The organism is Aquitalea pelogenes (assembly GCF_001515305.1).
GTDB lineage: Bacteria > Pseudomonadota > Gammaproteobacteria > Burkholderiales > Chromobacteriaceae > Aquitalea > Aquitalea pelogenes.
This window is the reverse complement of sequence record NZ_LNQV01000042.1, coordinates 1-13291: the sequence shown is the minus strand read 5'-3', so window position 1 is coordinate 13291 and position 13291 is coordinate 1. Positions and strand designations below refer to the sequence as shown.

The 13291-nt window shown below is 62.4% G+C and carries 16 protein-coding genes, 1 other RNA gene, 2 pseudogenes and 1 riboswitch; of the genes and pseudogenes, 8 read left to right on the top strand and 11 right to left on the bottom strand.

Annotated features, from left to right (window positions below; translation table 11 throughout):
- Positions 1–12: 12 nt before the first annotated feature.
- Positions 13–416, bottom strand: a pseudogene (locus tag AWT75_RS15940) (EVE domain-containing protein).
- A 183-nt stretch (positions 417–599) separates the two neighbouring features.
- Between AWT75_RS15940 and AWT75_RS21940 the strand changes: the two are divergent.
- Positions 600–746, top strand: coding sequence for a hypothetical protein (locus AWT75_RS21940; RefSeq protein WP_165494134.1), 147 nt, complete (start codon positions 600–602; stop codon positions 744–746).
- A 41-nt stretch (positions 747–787) separates the two neighbouring features.
- Here the strand turns inward: AWT75_RS21940 and AWT75_RS15935 are convergent, their stop codons facing one another.
- The 7 genes from AWT75_RS15935 to AWT75_RS15905 form a co-directional block, all read right to left on the bottom strand.
- The gene (locus tag AWT75_RS15935) at positions 788–1408 is read right to left on the bottom strand and encodes a 5-formyltetrahydrofolate cyclo-ligase (RefSeq protein WP_062790410.1); all 621 of its coding nucleotides are present in this window, start codon (positions 1406–1408) and stop codon (positions 788–790) included.
- Positions 1409–1474: 66 nt separating this feature from the next.
- Positions 1475–1657, bottom strand: a non-coding RNA gene (gene ssrS / locus AWT75_RS15930) — 6S RNA.
- A gap of 43 nt (positions 1658–1700) precedes the next feature.
- A complete protein-coding gene (locus AWT75_RS15925) occupies positions 1701–2012 on the bottom strand; it encodes a cell division protein ZapA (RefSeq protein ID WP_045845836.1) in 312 nt (103 codons plus the stop codon).
- A complete protein-coding gene (locus AWT75_RS15920; protein WP_045845837.1) occupies positions 2009–2236 on the bottom strand; it encodes a hypothetical protein in 228 nt (75 codons plus the stop codon). Before AWT75_RS15920 ends, AWT75_RS15925 begins: the two co-directional genes overlap by 4 nt.
- Before the next feature lie 21 nt (positions 2237–2257).
- Positions 2258–3133, bottom strand: a complete 876-nt coding sequence (locus AWT75_RS15915) for a cobalamin-binding protein (RefSeq protein WP_062790407.1) — start codon at positions 3131–3133, stop codon at positions 2258–2260.
- Positions 3133–3657, bottom strand: coding sequence for a bifunctional adenosylcobinamide kinase/adenosylcobinamide-phosphate guanylyltransferase (gene cobU / locus AWT75_RS15910; RefSeq protein WP_062790404.1), 525 nt, complete (start codon positions 3655–3657; stop codon positions 3133–3135). Before cobU ends, AWT75_RS15915 begins: the two co-directional genes overlap by 1 nt.
- 68 nt (positions 3658–3725) lie before the next feature.
- Positions 3726–5561, bottom strand: a complete 1836-nt coding sequence (locus AWT75_RS15905; RefSeq protein ID WP_062790401.1) for a TonB-dependent receptor domain-containing protein — start codon at positions 5559–5561, stop codon at positions 3726–3728.
- A gap of 175 nt (positions 5562–5736) precedes the next feature.
- Positions 5737–5942, bottom strand: a riboswitch (cobalamin riboswitch).
- A gap of 128 nt (positions 5943–6070) precedes the next feature.
- Between AWT75_RS15905 and cobT the strand changes: the two are divergent.
- The 5 genes and pseudogenes from cobT to AWT75_RS15885 all read left to right on the top strand — a co-directional run bounded on the left by cobT (position 6071) and on the right by AWT75_RS15885 (position 9052).
- A pseudogene (gene cobT / locus AWT75_RS23875) lies at positions 6071–7128 on the top strand (nicotinate-nucleotide--dimethylbenzimidazole phosphoribosyltransferase).
- A gap of 3 nt (positions 7129–7131) precedes the next feature.
- Positions 7132–7518, top strand: a complete 387-nt coding sequence (locus AWT75_RS23580) for a histidine phosphatase family protein (protein ID WP_275575759.1) — start codon at positions 7132–7134, stop codon at positions 7516–7518.
- Positions 7512–7733, top strand: coding sequence for a histidine phosphatase family protein (locus AWT75_RS23575; RefSeq protein WP_275575758.1), 222 nt, complete (start codon positions 7512–7514; stop codon positions 7731–7733). The genes AWT75_RS23580 and AWT75_RS23575 overlap by 7 nt, the downstream gene beginning before the upstream one ends.
- Complete coding sequence (gene cobS / locus AWT75_RS15890; protein WP_062790398.1) at positions 7730–8503, top strand: adenosylcobinamide-GDP ribazoletransferase; 774 nt, start codon at positions 7730–7732, stop codon at positions 8501–8503. Before AWT75_RS23575 ends, cobS begins: the two co-directional genes overlap by 4 nt.
- Before the next feature lie 81 nt (positions 8504–8584).
- Positions 8585–9052 (top strand): GNAT family N-acetyltransferase, encoded by a 468-nt coding sequence (locus tag AWT75_RS15885; protein ID WP_045845843.1) that lies wholly within the window; start codon positions 8585–8587, stop codon positions 9050–9052.
- On the opposite strand, the gene AWT75_RS15880 is transcribed toward AWT75_RS15885, so the two are convergent.
- Positions 9053–9895, bottom strand: coding sequence for a hypothetical protein (locus AWT75_RS15880; RefSeq protein ID WP_204377076.1), 843 nt, complete (start codon positions 9893–9895; stop codon positions 9053–9055).
- On the opposite strand from AWT75_RS15880, the gene AWT75_RS22245 reads away from it, so the two are divergent.
- Together AWT75_RS22245 and AWT75_RS15875 are read left to right on the top strand one after the other, a co-directional pair.
- Complete coding sequence (locus tag AWT75_RS22245) at positions 9889–10119, top strand: hypothetical protein (protein WP_204377075.1); 231 nt, start codon at positions 9889–9891, stop codon at positions 10117–10119. The two genes, AWT75_RS15880 and AWT75_RS22245, sit on opposite strands and share 7 nt — an antisense overlap.
- 324 nt (positions 10120–10443) lie before the next feature.
- Positions 10444–11439, top strand: coding sequence for a M48 family metallopeptidase (locus AWT75_RS15875; RefSeq protein ID WP_062790395.1), 996 nt, complete (start codon positions 10444–10446; stop codon positions 11437–11439).
- Positions 11440–11443: 4 nt separating this feature from the next.
- On the opposite strand, the gene AWT75_RS15870 is transcribed toward AWT75_RS15875, so the two are convergent.
- The gene (locus AWT75_RS15870) at positions 11444–12232 is read right to left on the bottom strand and encodes a YoaK family protein (RefSeq protein WP_082086342.1); all 789 of its coding nucleotides are present in this window, start codon (positions 12230–12232) and stop codon (positions 11444–11446) included.
- A gap of 182 nt (positions 12233–12414) precedes the next feature.
- The coding region (locus AWT75_RS15865; RefSeq protein ID WP_062790392.1) for an SPOR domain-containing protein at positions 12415–13291 on the bottom strand (877 nt) is incomplete at its 5' end.

The following is a 13291-nucleotide window of genomic DNA, read 5'->3' as shown; positions in this document are numbered from 1 at the left end:
AGACAGACTGCCTCAGCAAAGCTGGGTGGTGATGTATTCCCACTCGGTCTGGCTGACCGGGGTAATCGACAGGCGGTTGCCTTTTTTGAGCACCTGCATCTGCTCCAGCGACGGGTGCTGCCGTAACAAGGCAGGTGTAAGCAGCGGGGTCTTGCTCAGGAAGCGCACGTCAACACACTGCCAGCGCGGGGCCTCGGGCGTGGATTTGGCGTCGAAATACGGACTGGCCGGGTCAAACTGGCTGGAGTCGGCATGGGCGCTGCCCACCACCTCGGCCAGGCGGCAATGCCTGGCTCGGCACAGCTGGAATGCCAGAACAGCACCCGGTCGCCCGCCTGCATGTCATCGCGCATGAAATTGCGCGCCTGGTAATTGCGCACGCCGGTCCACTCGAATGCCCGCTGTGGCTCGGCCATCAGATCATCAATCGACGTTTCGTCCGGTTCGGACTTCATCAGCCAATAACGCATGGGAAATGTCTGTTAATCAATGGAAGGTGGTCTTAACAATTTACGCCATCTTGCAGCAGCTGTGTTCGATTAAGCTTGAAAGCAGATAAACAACTGCGGCCGTCTGGCCCTTGTACACCGGAGAGAATCATGAAAAGCCTGTTGATTGGCGTATTGCTGGCCAGTGCATTGAGCGCCTGCGTCGTTGTTCCACCACGGGTTGCCTACCGACCTGAAGTCGTTGTTCCGGTTGTAGCCGTCCCGGCCTATGGCTATGGTCACCACTGGGAGCGATAAACAACCGCCACGACCTGCCACAATCCCGCCCACAGCCTCCGTCAGGAGGCTTTGACGCGCTGACGACGGGCAAAGCGATGCAGGCCGCTTTCGGTCAGCAGATAATCCAGCTGCACATCCCAGGCTTCACGCGGCACCTGCAGCACCCGCTGGCAATCGTAAGCCACGCCCACCAGCAAAGGCTTGCCGTAGCGACGCGGCCGCTGCCGGAAGGCCAGACTGCTATCGTAAAAACCGCCGCCCTGCCCCATGCGATAACCGTCCTCATCCACCGCCAGCAATGGCACCAGCAGCACATCCAGCTTTTCCGCCCGCACACAGGGGCCGTCAAACTCCACGATGCCGTAGCGTGCATGGCGATACCACCGCCCGTCACCCGTCAGGCGCGAGAACCACATGCGGCGGCCACGGGCCGGAATTTGCGGCAACCATACGCTGGCACCACGCTGTAACGCGCTACTGAGCAGGGTTTCCACATCCAGCTCCGAGCCTGCCGCCAGATAACCGCCAATACGCCGCCCGCGCCGCAATAAGCGGCTGGCATGACGTGCCACCGCACGCATGGCCTGTGCACGGTAGGCGGGCGTCAGTGCCATGCGCTGGCGACGCACGGCCTTGCGCAGGGCAATCTTGTCGTTAACGGCAGTGTCGGGAGTGAGCATGGCGCAAGCCTGACAATCAAGGGACAAATGAAAACGACCCGGAGCAAGATGCGCCGGTGTGGAAGGGAGACCCCCGCGAGTGTCGTTTGGGCATAATTCGCTTGTACCCTGTTTCCAGGGAGGGCTACCTGCCAGTCACTTCGGGCGCATCCTCGAGGGACGCGACACACCCGTGACTCACGCTGGCGGCCAAAAGCGAACGCATTGGTACAAAGGAATTGTTAGCCTTCACGAACACCGCAGGGGATAAGCTGATCTGGGTGTCTGCCAGTTCCTGCCTGAGAGTAAGAAATCAGAACAGGGCTTGCTGGCTTTCGCGAAGCGCTGTATCAGCTGCTTCGCTCATGTTGCGTATTTTACGCTGGAATGAAGCCATTTCCAAGCCCTCTCCCACTTTGGTACGCAACAAATCATGGGCAATGTTCAAAGCAGCCATGATGGCGATCTTGTCGGCATCCATCACCTTGCCGTGCTGCTGGATCAGATCAATCTTGCCTTGCAGCAGACGTACCGCCTCCAGCAGGGTTTCACGCTCATCCACCGGCGAGCCGATGGTGAAATGACGGCCCAGGAGTTCAATGTCGACCTGCACGATATCGCTCATTCTGCCTCTCCTTCAGCCTGCTCCGGTTCCTCTGCCTTGGGCAGACGTTCTACCAGCGCGGCCACGCGGCTGCGTGTTTCGTTCACGCGGAAATTCAGCTCGGCGTTTTCCTTCAGCGCTTCAGCCAGCGCCTGGGCAAAACGGCCGTTCTGGGTTTCCAGTTCCTTGATGCGGGCAACCAGGGCCTGCACGCGGGATTCGAGATATTCCAGTTCCTTGTCCATGGCGGCGAGGATAACGGCCAGCTAGTCCAGCGTCAAACCCAGTCTGTGCCGTGCTGTGTCCAGCGTGGCACACAGTGCCGCTGCACCTTGCGGCAAACGTGGCCCCGGAATGGTCAGCAGGTCCTCATCCAGCACGTAACGGGTGTCTGCTGCCACGGCCGGCAGGGCGGACCAGCGATCCCACATGCGCAGGATGTCGGCACGTGCCGCCAGCATCACCTGTGGCCGGGCCGCCACAACCGCCTCCATGCTTACTTGCGGTGCGGCTTGCCTCAGGGTGCCAAACACATTGCGCCCGCCACACAGTTGCATCATGGCGCCCATGAAGCTGCGCTGGCTGACGGTAAAAATGGGCGCGGCACTGATCTGGTAAAACACGCTGACCGGTGCGCGGCGGGCATAGCGCTGACGCAGCGTGGCCAGTTGCTGGCGGTAAGCAGAGGCCGCTGCGGCAGCCGTAGCCTGCATTCCGGTAAGGCGGCCCAGGCTTTGCATTTCTGCGGCCACATCATCCAGTTGCAAGGGATGGCTGATGAACACGGCCACGCCCAGCTGGCGCAAGCGCTCCAGCTCGCGCAGGTTGCCGCCGTCCTGCCAGGCCACCACCAGGTCCGGCCGCTGGCGCAGTACCGCTTCCAGGCTGATGCCGCTATAGCCGCCCACCCGCGGCAGCGCACGCACTTGCGGCGGGTAATTGCTGTAGTCCACCGTGGCCACCAGCCGTGGGCCGGCACCAATGGCGTACAGCATTTCGGTGGCATGGGGCGACAGGGAAACAATACGCTGCGCCGCCTGCGGCAGGGTCAGCAGTTTGCCACTGGCATCGGGTGCACTGACTGCCGCCCGGGCCGGGCCGACGCACAACAGCAGCCACAGGGCAAAAGCGCGCAGCAGCATCAGCCGCCCTTGAGCGACAAGGGCAGCCCGCAGGCTACCAGGGTGACATGCTGACAGCGGGCCGCAACGTCCTGGTTCAGCCGCCCCAGCAGGTCGCCATACAGGCGTGCCATGCGACTCATCGGCATCACGCCCCAGCCGATTTCATTGGTGACCAGCAGCAAGCGGCCCTGTACTGCATCGATGGCTTCCAGCAGCCACTGCCGCTGCCGGACGAATTCCACCTCGTCGAAGCCATCGTCCGGACCGAAAAAGCGCATCAGCCACATGCCCAGACAGTCCACCAGCAACAGGCCGTCTTCCTGGTCGTGGCCCAGAATCAGCCCGGCCAGGTCACGCCCGGCTTCCTGCACTTGCCAATGCGCAGGCCGTTGCAGGCGATGCTGGCGCACCCGTTCGGCAAACTCTTCGTCACGCACTTCGGCGGTGGCGATATAGCAGACCGGGCCGCCATGCTGGATGGCCAGGTGTTCGGCATGGCGGCTTTTGCCGGAACGCGCACCGCCGGTGATCAGGTGGGTCATGCTGGTTTCCTGATGATCCGGGGGCGGGTCAGGTGCTCCCGGGAGTAGCACGCCATGGGCGTGCCGGTTTATTTCTGCTGGTAGCTGACACCGACAAAGCCACCCAGCCCGGCGGTGTTGTAACCATACAGCGAGGTGTACTGACGGCCAAACAGATTGCTCAGCTTGACGGTGGCCGTCCACTCGCGGGCAAAGCGGTAGTTGGCATACACATTGGTAAGGGTGTAGCCGCCCAGCCAGACATTGCTGCCGCTATCGGTGGTATCCCGGCGCTTGGCGCTCAACTGCCACTCCACCCCGGTGGTGACCTTGCCCCAGTCATAGGCAGCCGCCAGTTGACCATAGGCACGGGCGCGACGTTGCAATTGCTGATGAGTGGCGTTGTCCAGCGGGTCCTGATATGTGGCGGATGCAGACAAATCCCAGTTACCCATTGCCATGGCTCCGGCCAGCGTGCCGCCCTGAATGGTGGCTTGGCTGATATTGGTCACGGTACTGTAGTCGGAGGTCATGGCAATCATGTTATTGATGCTGTTGCGGAACAGCGTCAACGATGCCGAACGGCCGTTATCCTTGAATTGCAAGGCCAGTTCGCTGTTGTGCGAGGTTTCCGGTTTCAGCTTGGGGTTGCCTGAATAACTGCCATCGTAGGGATAGTAAAGATCGTTAAACGTCGGAGCCTTGAAGGCGGTGCCATAGCTGGCACGCGCGATCAGGGTATCGCTCAGACGGTAACCATAACCCAGTTGACCGGTGGTTTTGCCGCCAAACTGTTCGTTCTGGTCGCGACGGGCACTGGCTTGCAGCAGATGGCGGCCAAACTCGCCGCTGTAACCGAGGAACCCGGCCTTGTTACTACGCGAGTGGGCATCGTAGGAGGTGCTGCTGTCCACATGTTGCTCGGTGTATTCGGCACCAGCCAGCAGCTTGCCCCAGGCAGTATGCAGGTCGTTTTGCCACAGCAAGGCATTTTGTGCAGTCTGGTACAAGTCGACCCGGGCGCTCAGATTACCGTTATTCCAGTGTTCCTGGCGGTCCATGGTGTAGCTGTAACGCAGGGTGCTGCTCCAGATATCGTTGAAGCGGTTTCTGGATTCCAGTGCCGCGCCGGTCTGGCGGCTGCGCTGCAAGTCCTCACCGGTGCTTTGATAGCCGTCGTAGTCCAGCTTGCTCATGATCTGGAACAGTTGCAACGAAATATCATGTCCGCTGGCAATGGTCTGGGTGAGGCTGGCGTTGTAGGACAGGTTGCGATAGGGGTCGCGGTCGGCGTTGTAGTTGCTGCTTTGCGGATTCGTGGCGGAGAAACCGTCGGTCTGCTCCTGGTTGATCTGCAGATTGAAGGCGGTATTGTCCACCTTGCCGCTGACACCCGCCGAGGATTTGACCAGACCATGGTCGCCAAATCCCAGCGCGGCGTTGAAGCGTGGTGCACCACTACCCTGACGGGTGAAAATCTGGATTACCCCGCCAATGGCATCCGCGCCATACAGGCTGGAGCTGCTGCCACGCACCACTTCGACACGCTCGATGCTGTCCAGCGGAATGTTTTCCAGCGCGGTAGTGCCGCTGGTGGCGGATACGATACGCATGCCGTCCAGCAGGACGATAGTCTGGTTGGCATTGCTACCGCGCAGATACAGGCTGGCCTGGCTGCCGACATTGCCCGAGCTGACCACTTCGATGCCCGGCACCCGCGCCAGCAGCTGCGGCAGATTGGTGGCCGAGGACTGGTCGATGTCTTCACGGGTGATCACCGACACATCCGACAAGGTCTTGACCACTGATTGCGGCTGACGGGTAGCGGTCACCACCACTTCATCGCCCTGAAAAACGGGCAGGACGTCGGCCTGGGCTGCACTGGCCAACACCAGCAGCCACAGGGATTGTCGGGCTTTGAACATGAAACACACACTCCAGAAACATGAAACCGGCCGGGCAAACGCTGCCACAGCCACAGGAAGTGCGAAGAGGATGGCTTGCGCCATGGAGAATGGATGACACCGGAACGGGCTGATGAGCCCGCCTGCTGTTTGCCAGATCGCCTCCCCGCGATATACAGCCACCGCCTGCCATGCGGCAGACGATAAGGGACAGGCCGGTCTCCGGGCTTGGTCTTGCGCTGTCGCGCCTTCCCGTTGCTGATGGGCAACAGTGGCAATGGCGACAACTGGGCCGGCATCCGCCAGCCAGACCTTACCGTTGCGGGGGCAGCGCCGGCTTGTACCGGCTTCCCGTTTCATCCGGATCATGCAAATCCGGACACCTGTCCGGCAGCGATTATACGGCAGAATGCAGCGAAACTGCGGCAATCTGGCACGAACAGTCTTGATATGCAACAAGCAATGCCAATGCCATGGCGGCATTCAGCTTGCCGTGCTGCCCCCCATGTCTTAGAGTCGCGCTCTAGTCCATGCCAACCTCGAGAAACCGCACCATGTCCCAGGCCATTGCCCTTCCTGCCCACGCTTTTCATGAAGCCGCCCTGCAACGCCAGAATTCGCTGACCAAACCGGCTGGCAGCCTGGGTGTACTGGAAACGGTGGCCTGTCGCTTTGCTGCCTGGCAAGGCAAAACCATTCCGGCCCCCCTGCAGCCGGCCATCACCGTGTTTGCCGGTGACCACGGCGTGACAGCAGAAGGTGTGTCCGCCTATCCGTCCATCGTGACCGGCGAAATGGTGAAGAATTTTGCTGCCGGTGGCGCTGCCATCTGCGTGCTGGCCCGCGCCATTGCCGCTCGGCTGGAGGTGGTGGATGTGGGTGTGCTGGGTCAACTGCCGGAACTGCCCATTGTGCAGGCCAAGGTAGCCGCCGGTACCGCCAACCTGGCAGTGGAAGCCGCCATGACGGCAGAACAATGCGCTGCTGCGCTGGAAGTGGGCCGCGCTGCGGCGCGTCGCGCCGTGGAACACGGTGCCAATCTGCTGATTGCCGGTGACATGGGCATTGGCAATACCACGCCGTCTGCCGCGCTGATCTGCCGTCTGGCGGGCTACAGCGTGGACAGCATTGTCGCCGTGGCACCGGTATCGACGACGCCGGCCTCGTCAACAAGCGCCGCGTGGTGCAACAGGCGCTGGACCGCCTGCACGGCCATTCACTGGATGGTCAGGCTGTGCTGGCCGAACTGGGCGGGCTGGAAATTGCCGCCATGGCGGGTTTTTATCTGGAAGGCGCGGCACTGGGTGTGCCTGCACTGGTGGATGGTTTCATTGCCAGCGCCGCCGCCCTGGCCGCCCGCGCCATCGACCCGGCAGTGGCCGACTGGCTGCTGGCCAGCCATTGCTCGGAAGAAACCGGCCACAAGCTGGCACTGGAAGCACTGCAACTGAACCCGCTGGTGGCACTGGGCATGCGGCTGGGCGAAGGCTCTGGTGCCGCCACCTGCGTGCCCTTGCTGCAACTGGCCATCAAGCTGCACGCCGAAATGGCCACGTTTGCCCAGGCCGGTGTCACCGAGAAAGACTGAGGCATGAACCCCTATACGCTCACCTTGCTGCGCCACGGCGAAATCGACCACGACGGCCGCCTGATCGGCCGCACCGACCTGCCACTGAATGAGCTGGGCTGCGAGCAGATGAGCCGCAGCTGGCAACGGTTGAACCAGCTGGCACCGGTCACCAGCATGGCCACCTCGCCGCTGCAACGCTGCCGCGAGTTTGCCGTGCATCAGGCCCTGCATGGCTCCTTGCCGCTGAAGGTGGACGAACGCTTTGCCGAATTCGATTTTGGCGACTGGGACGGCATGTCGCGCGCGGTGCTGTCCGGTCAGCATCCGGACTGGGGCAGCCGCGTGGCGGCGGGCGAGCTGATTCCGCCGGCGGGGAAAGCTATGAAGTCTTCCGCACCCGGGTGCTGAGCGGATTCAGCGAATGGATTCAGACCGCGCGTGGCAGCCACCGGGTACTGGTATGTCATGGCGGGGTGATTACCGCCCTGTTGGCCGAGCTGCTGGGCACCGAATTCGATGTAGCCAAGCTGATGACCGTGCAGCGCGGCGGCTTTGCCCAGCTGTCCATTCTGGAAGGCCACCCGGCCTATCTGATGCATCTGGAAAGCCCCGGCGAAGCATGAGCCAGCCGACAGCCGCCCCTCGCGCCCGCTGGTGGCAAAGCCTGATTCTGGCCATCCAGTTTCTCACCCGTCTGCCCACACCGCAGCTGCGCACCTTCCACCCGGAATGGCTGGCAGCCAGTGCCTGCTGGTTTGCGCCGGTCGGCCTGTTGCTGGGCAGCCTGCTGTGGCTGGGTGTGTGGCTAGGCAGCCTGCACGACCCCTGGCTGGGGGCACTGGCCGGCCTGTTGCTGTGGATAGGCATTACCGGCGGCCTGCATCTGGACGGCCTGGCCGACCTGAGCGATGCCATGGGCGCAGCCCATCGCTCGCGCGAGCGCTTTTTCGAGGTACTGAAAGACCCGCACGTGGGCAGCTTTGGCGTGATTGCGCTGATTTGCGCCATCGTCAGCAAGCTGGTGCTGCTGATGTTGCTGGCCAGTCAGCCACAGCAGCTACCCGGCCTGCTGCTGTTGCCCGCCTGGGCGCGGCTGTTTGCCTTGTTCTGGTCGGCCACCCTGCCTGCACTGGCACCCGGCAGCGGTGAACGCTTTGCCTGGCAGCCGCAATGGCGGGCACAGGTCATCGGCCTGCTGGCCTTGCTGGGTCTGTCGCTGTGGCTGGCCCCGGCTTTGCTGCTGGCACCGCTGGCCGCCTTGCTGTGGCGCGGCTGGCTCAAGCGCAAGCTGGGTGGCATGACCGGCGACTGCCTGGGCGCAGGCATCGAAGTGTGTGAAATCCTGCTGCTGGGCCTGTTGCTGCTGCCGCTACACCAGCCGGGGTCGTGGTAAAAGACTTGTCATCCTGCCGTCACGGTGTGGTGATGTAAGCGCCGGATACTTGCCCGCATCCACCTTGAGGGAGGAGCGCGCATGCAACTGGACATCTCGCACGACCCGGCACGGCTGGACCGCGCCATGATCCTGCAATTCCTCACCACCCAGGCGCACTGGGCCAGCGGCATGGATGCTGCGCTGCTGGAACGCGCCATCCAGCATTCCTTGATCATTGCCGCCTATCACCAGCAGCGGCAGATCGGCTTTGCCCGGGTGATTACCGATTACGCCAGCTTTGCCTATCTGTCTGATGTCTTCGTGCTGCCCGACTGGCGCGGTCAGGGCGTGGGACAGGCGATGATCCGCGCCGCACAGGATCATCCGCAATTGCAACAGTTACGCCGGTTCTTGCTGGTTTCGCGTGATGCCGGCGGCTTTTACCGCCAGCTGGGTTTTACGCCCTTGCAACACGGGGAACGCTATATGGAATGGCAGCGCGGTGCAGCTGAAGGGCGCTGGCTGCGTGGCCACCGCGCCCAGCCCAAGGCAGACCAGGCGGCCTGATCAGGGCAGCAGGTCGGGCCGCGCACCCGGATGCTGCTTGACCACACGCCATGGCAGCACACTCCATTCCGGATATTCGCAAGCACGCGCCACGCGGGCAAAAGACGGCCCCAGCACCAGCCCCTGCGGCGTGGCATACCAACTGACAAACTGCCACACCTGCGGGTCGCGGTAATCACATTCATCTTCCGTGCCCGGCTTGGTTTGTGCCGGATACAGGCGCGTCATGGTGTTCACCAGCCAGGGAGCCAGTATCTTTTCCTCGTACTGATAGTCAGCCCGCTCGCCACTGGACTTACGCGCCAGTTGCGGTTTGCCCTTGCCTGCCCATAGCAGGTCTTCCAGTTGCAGCGGCTTGCCGCTGGCTACCTCCAGCGTCAGCGGATTATCAGCAAAATCAGGATGCGCGCCACCACAGTAATAGCTGGTGAAAATACTGACACTCAGCAGCTTGCTACCCAGCAGGCGCGGCGTCACTGTTTGTTCGAAGTCGGCCCCGGCAGTCCGTGCACCACCCAGCTGGCAGTCAAAATAACTGGCCACTTCCTGCCACTGGCGCTCGGCCAGCAACTGGTTGATGCGCTGCAGGCTGGCCTGTGGATAACCATCCACCACGCGGAACAGGCGGATCTTGCTGACCGGCTCGTCCCACCATTGCAGGGTATGACCCTGCACCCGCTCACGCTTGCCGGCCTTGAGCGGCAAGTCCACCATGCGGACGTAGTCGTAGCCGGAACGCTGGCGCACCGGATTGAGCGCGCTATCGCTACTGGCAGGCCACTGGGCCTGGGGATAGCACTCAGGCTGACCAGCACCGGCTTGCCAGCCTTGGGCCCATGCCACTCCCCCACCCAGCCACCATTTTGCGGGCGCAGGGTAATGTCATTGCGCTGTTCGTCGTATTGCAGGTTTTCACCCAGTTGCAGGCTGCCATCGGCCTGTTGCTTGCCGGTGAGGGCGATATCGCGGTGATGCTTGCGATAGAAATAGCGCCCCTCCACCGCACCGTCCTTGGCAATGTCCAGCTCCATCACCACCGCAGCCTGTCCCACCTTGCCTTGCAATAACTGCGGTGCCGCCAGCACACCGTGCGCCAGTGCCAGCAACAGTAACCCACCCAGCTTGCGCATCATCCTTACCCCCTTCTTCAAGCAAACCGTGCCACAACGGCACAATGCTGCCAGTACAGCACAGAAAACGATAGCCTGCAGGCAGCATGCAAGCTAGCAGAGGCCGCAAGCTGCCCATAGCAGCGGACAAGGCCTGCCCGGCGTGAGCGCACCGTTGCCAAAGCAGTCGGCTTGCGCTACAGATTAGGAAAGAGAACAACACACAGCCCTTTACCAGCCTGCCACCCGTTCGCGGGTTGCGCGCAACAGGATTCATCTGCCATGAGTCTGCCAGGCAATTATCTGGATGGTCGCAGCCAGATCGGCAAAGCCGTGATGCTGCAACGCAATGTCCATCATCTGGTGTTCACCGACGGGGTGCACACGCATCGCTATCCGGCACGAGAGGTCAGTTTTCACCCCGGACGGGCCGGTCGGCCAGACCGGCTGCAATTGCCGGACGGCGGCATTATCGAAGTGGCCAGTGCCTATCAATGCCAGCAACTGACCGGCCACCTGCCACTGGCCGCGCGCCTGCTGGACGGTTTGCGCCGCTGCTGGCCGCAACTACGGCTGGCTGGTTTGCTGTTGTTGCTGCTGGCCTGCTGGTTTGGCTACCGCAACGGCCTGCCCTGGCTTGCCAGCGAAGCTGCACGCCGCACCCCGCCAGCGGTGGAACAGGCGATGGCCAGCGCCACCCTGAGCCTGCTGGAGAAAACCAGCACGTTGCGCCCTTCCCGCTTGCCGGACAGCCGCCAGCAAGCACTGCAACAGCAATTGCAGCAGCTGGTGCCGGGCAACAGCCCCTATCGTTATCACTTGCAGCTGGTGGATGCGCGCGAGCTGGGTCCGGACATCATCCCCTTGCCCGGCGGGCAAATCATTGTCACCGACCAGCTGGTGCGCAATACCAGGAACCCGCTGGAAATGCAGGCCATGCTGGCCCATGCGGTGGGCCATATCGAGGCGCGTCATGGCTTGCGCGGCCTGATCCGCTCTGGTGGCGTGTCGCTGGCAGTCAATCTGTTTGGTGGCGACCGCTCGACCCTGCTGGCCGTGGCACCCATCCTGCTGGCGGACATGAAATATCCGGCCGACTTTGAGGCCGAGGCCGACGCCTATGCCAGCCGCCTGCTGGGTGCACAAAGCCTGTGCGCGCGTGATACCTTGCTGGCGCGGCTGGACGGGCCGGACCATAGCGCCGCCGCCCTGCTGGCCGCTCACCCCGACAACCGCCAGGCAGACACGGCCAGCCACTGCACACAGCAGGCTGGTTGACGCCTCAGGGCTGGCGCAAATCGTGGTGATGCTGCCACCAGCGCCAGCGCAGACGCATGTCGTACCACACCGGGCGCAAGCCCAGCGCAAACAGCAGCAAGGCCAGCGGCAGGGTAAAGGCATAGCCCAGATGCTTGAAACCCAGCGCACCCACCACGCCGCCCAGGAAGAAGGCCGTCAGAATCATGCTGTATACCCACAGCCGGCTGCGGTTGGATTTGATGTCTTTGATCTTGGGGCTGTGCAGATGGTTGTAGTAACTCATCTTGGTCAGTTCGATGCCGATATCGGTGGCAATGCCGGTCATGTGGGTGGAGCGCAGCAGGCCACCGGACAGCTTGGTAACAATGGTGTTGTGCATACCCATGATGAAACACAGCAGCATCACGGTGGGAGGCGTGAACAAGCCCTTGTGGCTGGCCAGCCCGGCACCCAACACGCCAAACAGCAGCAGGAAACCGGCCTCTTCCATCATCGACACCCCATAGCCACCGCGCAGGCGCTGGCGTCTGGCCCACAGGATCAGCCAGGTGGAGTGCATGGCACCGCCAATGAAGCACAGCAGCATGATCAGCATGGACAGCGACAGGCGGACTTCACCCAGGGCCAGGTCGTCGGCCATACCGGACACCACCCCGGATACATGCGAGGTGTAACGCTGCACCGCCAGGAAACCACCGGCATTGAGCGCGCCGGCAATAAAGGCCATCGAGCCGCCCAGCTGACGCAGGACGCGGTCGTTGAACGCGCCGCGGTCCAGCAGGCGGGTGATATTGCTTGAACGTCGGGACATAGCGAACCATGAAAAAACGGCAAGGCGGGACAACCGCCATTGCCGTTCATCATCCATCCTGCAAGCCCCTGCTGACAAGCCTGATTGCCAGCGCGCTTGCGGCAGCGCAATGCCTTGGCATTGCGCCCTGCTTCGTCAGCACCGCTTAGGTCGGCAACAGCACACCGTCTTGTCCGCCGCGATTAATGGCAAGGCTGCAAGGCGATCCCAGGCGTCAGACGCTTTTGCAGCGCTTGCAGACGCTCGGCCTGCTGCGGCTCCAGCGCCTTGAAGCTGAGCACCGTCGCGGCAGATTTCTGCCCTTTCTGCTCGATGGCCACCTTGTCAAAACCGGCGGCTTTCACCCTTGCCTGCATGGCCTTGGCAGCAGACTCCTGGCCGAACAGGCCAAGCGATACGCTGCCCTTGAATTCCGCGCTGTGCACGATGTAATTGTCAAAACCCTTGTCTTTCAATTCGGCAGACAGCGTCTGGGTTTCAGACTGCGTAGCCAGCGGCGGGTGATAGACCCAGAACTTGCCATTGCCCTTGACCTCGCCCTTGCTGCTTTCCACCAGTTGCTCGGGCTTGAGCTTGAGGCCGGGCAGACCACCCTTCACCCGGGTCAGCAGCCTGGCATCCAGCGTGCCCCAGTCGTAGCAGGCCAATGCCTTGCTCGGCTCGGCCTTGATGGCTTCGGTCTTGGGTTTTTCAGCCGTTTTCCCGGCGGGCTTTTCCACCGGCTTGGCTGGCGGCGGGTTCTTTGCTTCAGCCTTGGCGGTGGCTGCCGATGCCTCAGCCTTGGCCGGTTTGGCGGCCACCGGCTGCGACGCAGCCTTGTTGAGGTCTTCCGGCTTCAGCGCTTCGGTTTGCGGCATGGATGCCAACACCTTCAGCGGCGCACTGGCCTCACCGGCCGGGGCAGAGGCCGGCTGCCAGTCTGCCGGTAACAGCTTGACCTGCTCCGGGCTGATTTCCTGCGCATGGCACCGTCGCGCGGGGCAGAGGCCGGCTGCCAGTCTGCCGGTAACAGCTTGACCTGCTCCGGGCTGATTTCCTGCGCATGCACGTCGCGCGGCG

What these genes read in the sequence shown, in the direction of transcription:
- AWT75_RS21940 (WP_165494134.1), top strand. Translation starts at nt 600, where the DNA reads ATGAAAAGCCTGTTGATTGGCGTATTGCTGGCCAGTGCATTGAGCGCC.
- AWT75_RS15935 (WP_062790410.1), bottom strand. Translation starts at nt 1,408, where the DNA reads ATGCTCACTCCCGACACTGCCGTTAACGACAAGATTGCCCTGCGCAAG.
- AWT75_RS15925 (WP_045845836.1), bottom strand. Translation starts at nt 2,012, where the DNA reads ATGAGCGATATCGTGCAGGTCGACATTGAACTCCTGGGCCGTCATTTC.
- AWT75_RS15920 (WP_045845837.1), bottom strand. Translation starts at nt 2,236, where the DNA reads ATGGACAAGGAACTGGAATATCTCGAATCCCGCGTGCAGGCCCTGGTT.
- AWT75_RS15915 (WP_062790407.1), bottom strand. Translation starts at nt 3,133, where the DNA reads ATGCTGCTGCGCGCTTTTGCCCTGTGGCTGCTGTTGTGCGTCGGCCCG.
- cobU (WP_062790404.1), bottom strand. Translation starts at nt 3,657, where the DNA reads ATGACCCACCTGATCACCGGCGGTGCGCGTTCCGGCAAAAGCCGCCAT.
- AWT75_RS15905 (WP_062790401.1), bottom strand. Translation starts at nt 5,561, where the DNA reads ATGTTCAAAGCCCGACAATCCCTGTGGCTGCTGGTGTTGGCCAGTGCA.
- AWT75_RS23580 (WP_275575759.1), top strand. Translation starts at nt 7,132, where the DNA reads ATGAACCCCTATACGCTCACCTTGCTGCGCCACGGCGAAATCGACCAC.
- cobS (WP_062790398.1), top strand. Translation starts at nt 7,730, where the DNA reads ATGAGCCAGCCGACAGCCGCCCCTCGCGCCCGCTGGTGGCAAAGCCTG.
- AWT75_RS15885 (WP_045845843.1), top strand. Translation starts at nt 8,585, where the DNA reads ATGCAACTGGACATCTCGCACGACCCGGCACGGCTGGACCGCGCCATG.
- AWT75_RS22245 (WP_204377075.1), top strand. Translation starts at nt 9,889, where the DNA reads ATGCCACTCCCCCACCCAGCCACCATTTTGCGGGCGCAGGGTAATGTC.
- AWT75_RS15875 (WP_062790395.1), top strand. Translation starts at nt 10,444, where the DNA reads ATGAGTCTGCCAGGCAATTATCTGGATGGTCGCAGCCAGATCGGCAAA.
- AWT75_RS15870 (WP_082086342.1), bottom strand. Translation starts at nt 12,232, where the DNA reads ATGTCCCGACGTTCAAGCAATATCACCCGCCTGCTGGACCGCGGCGCG.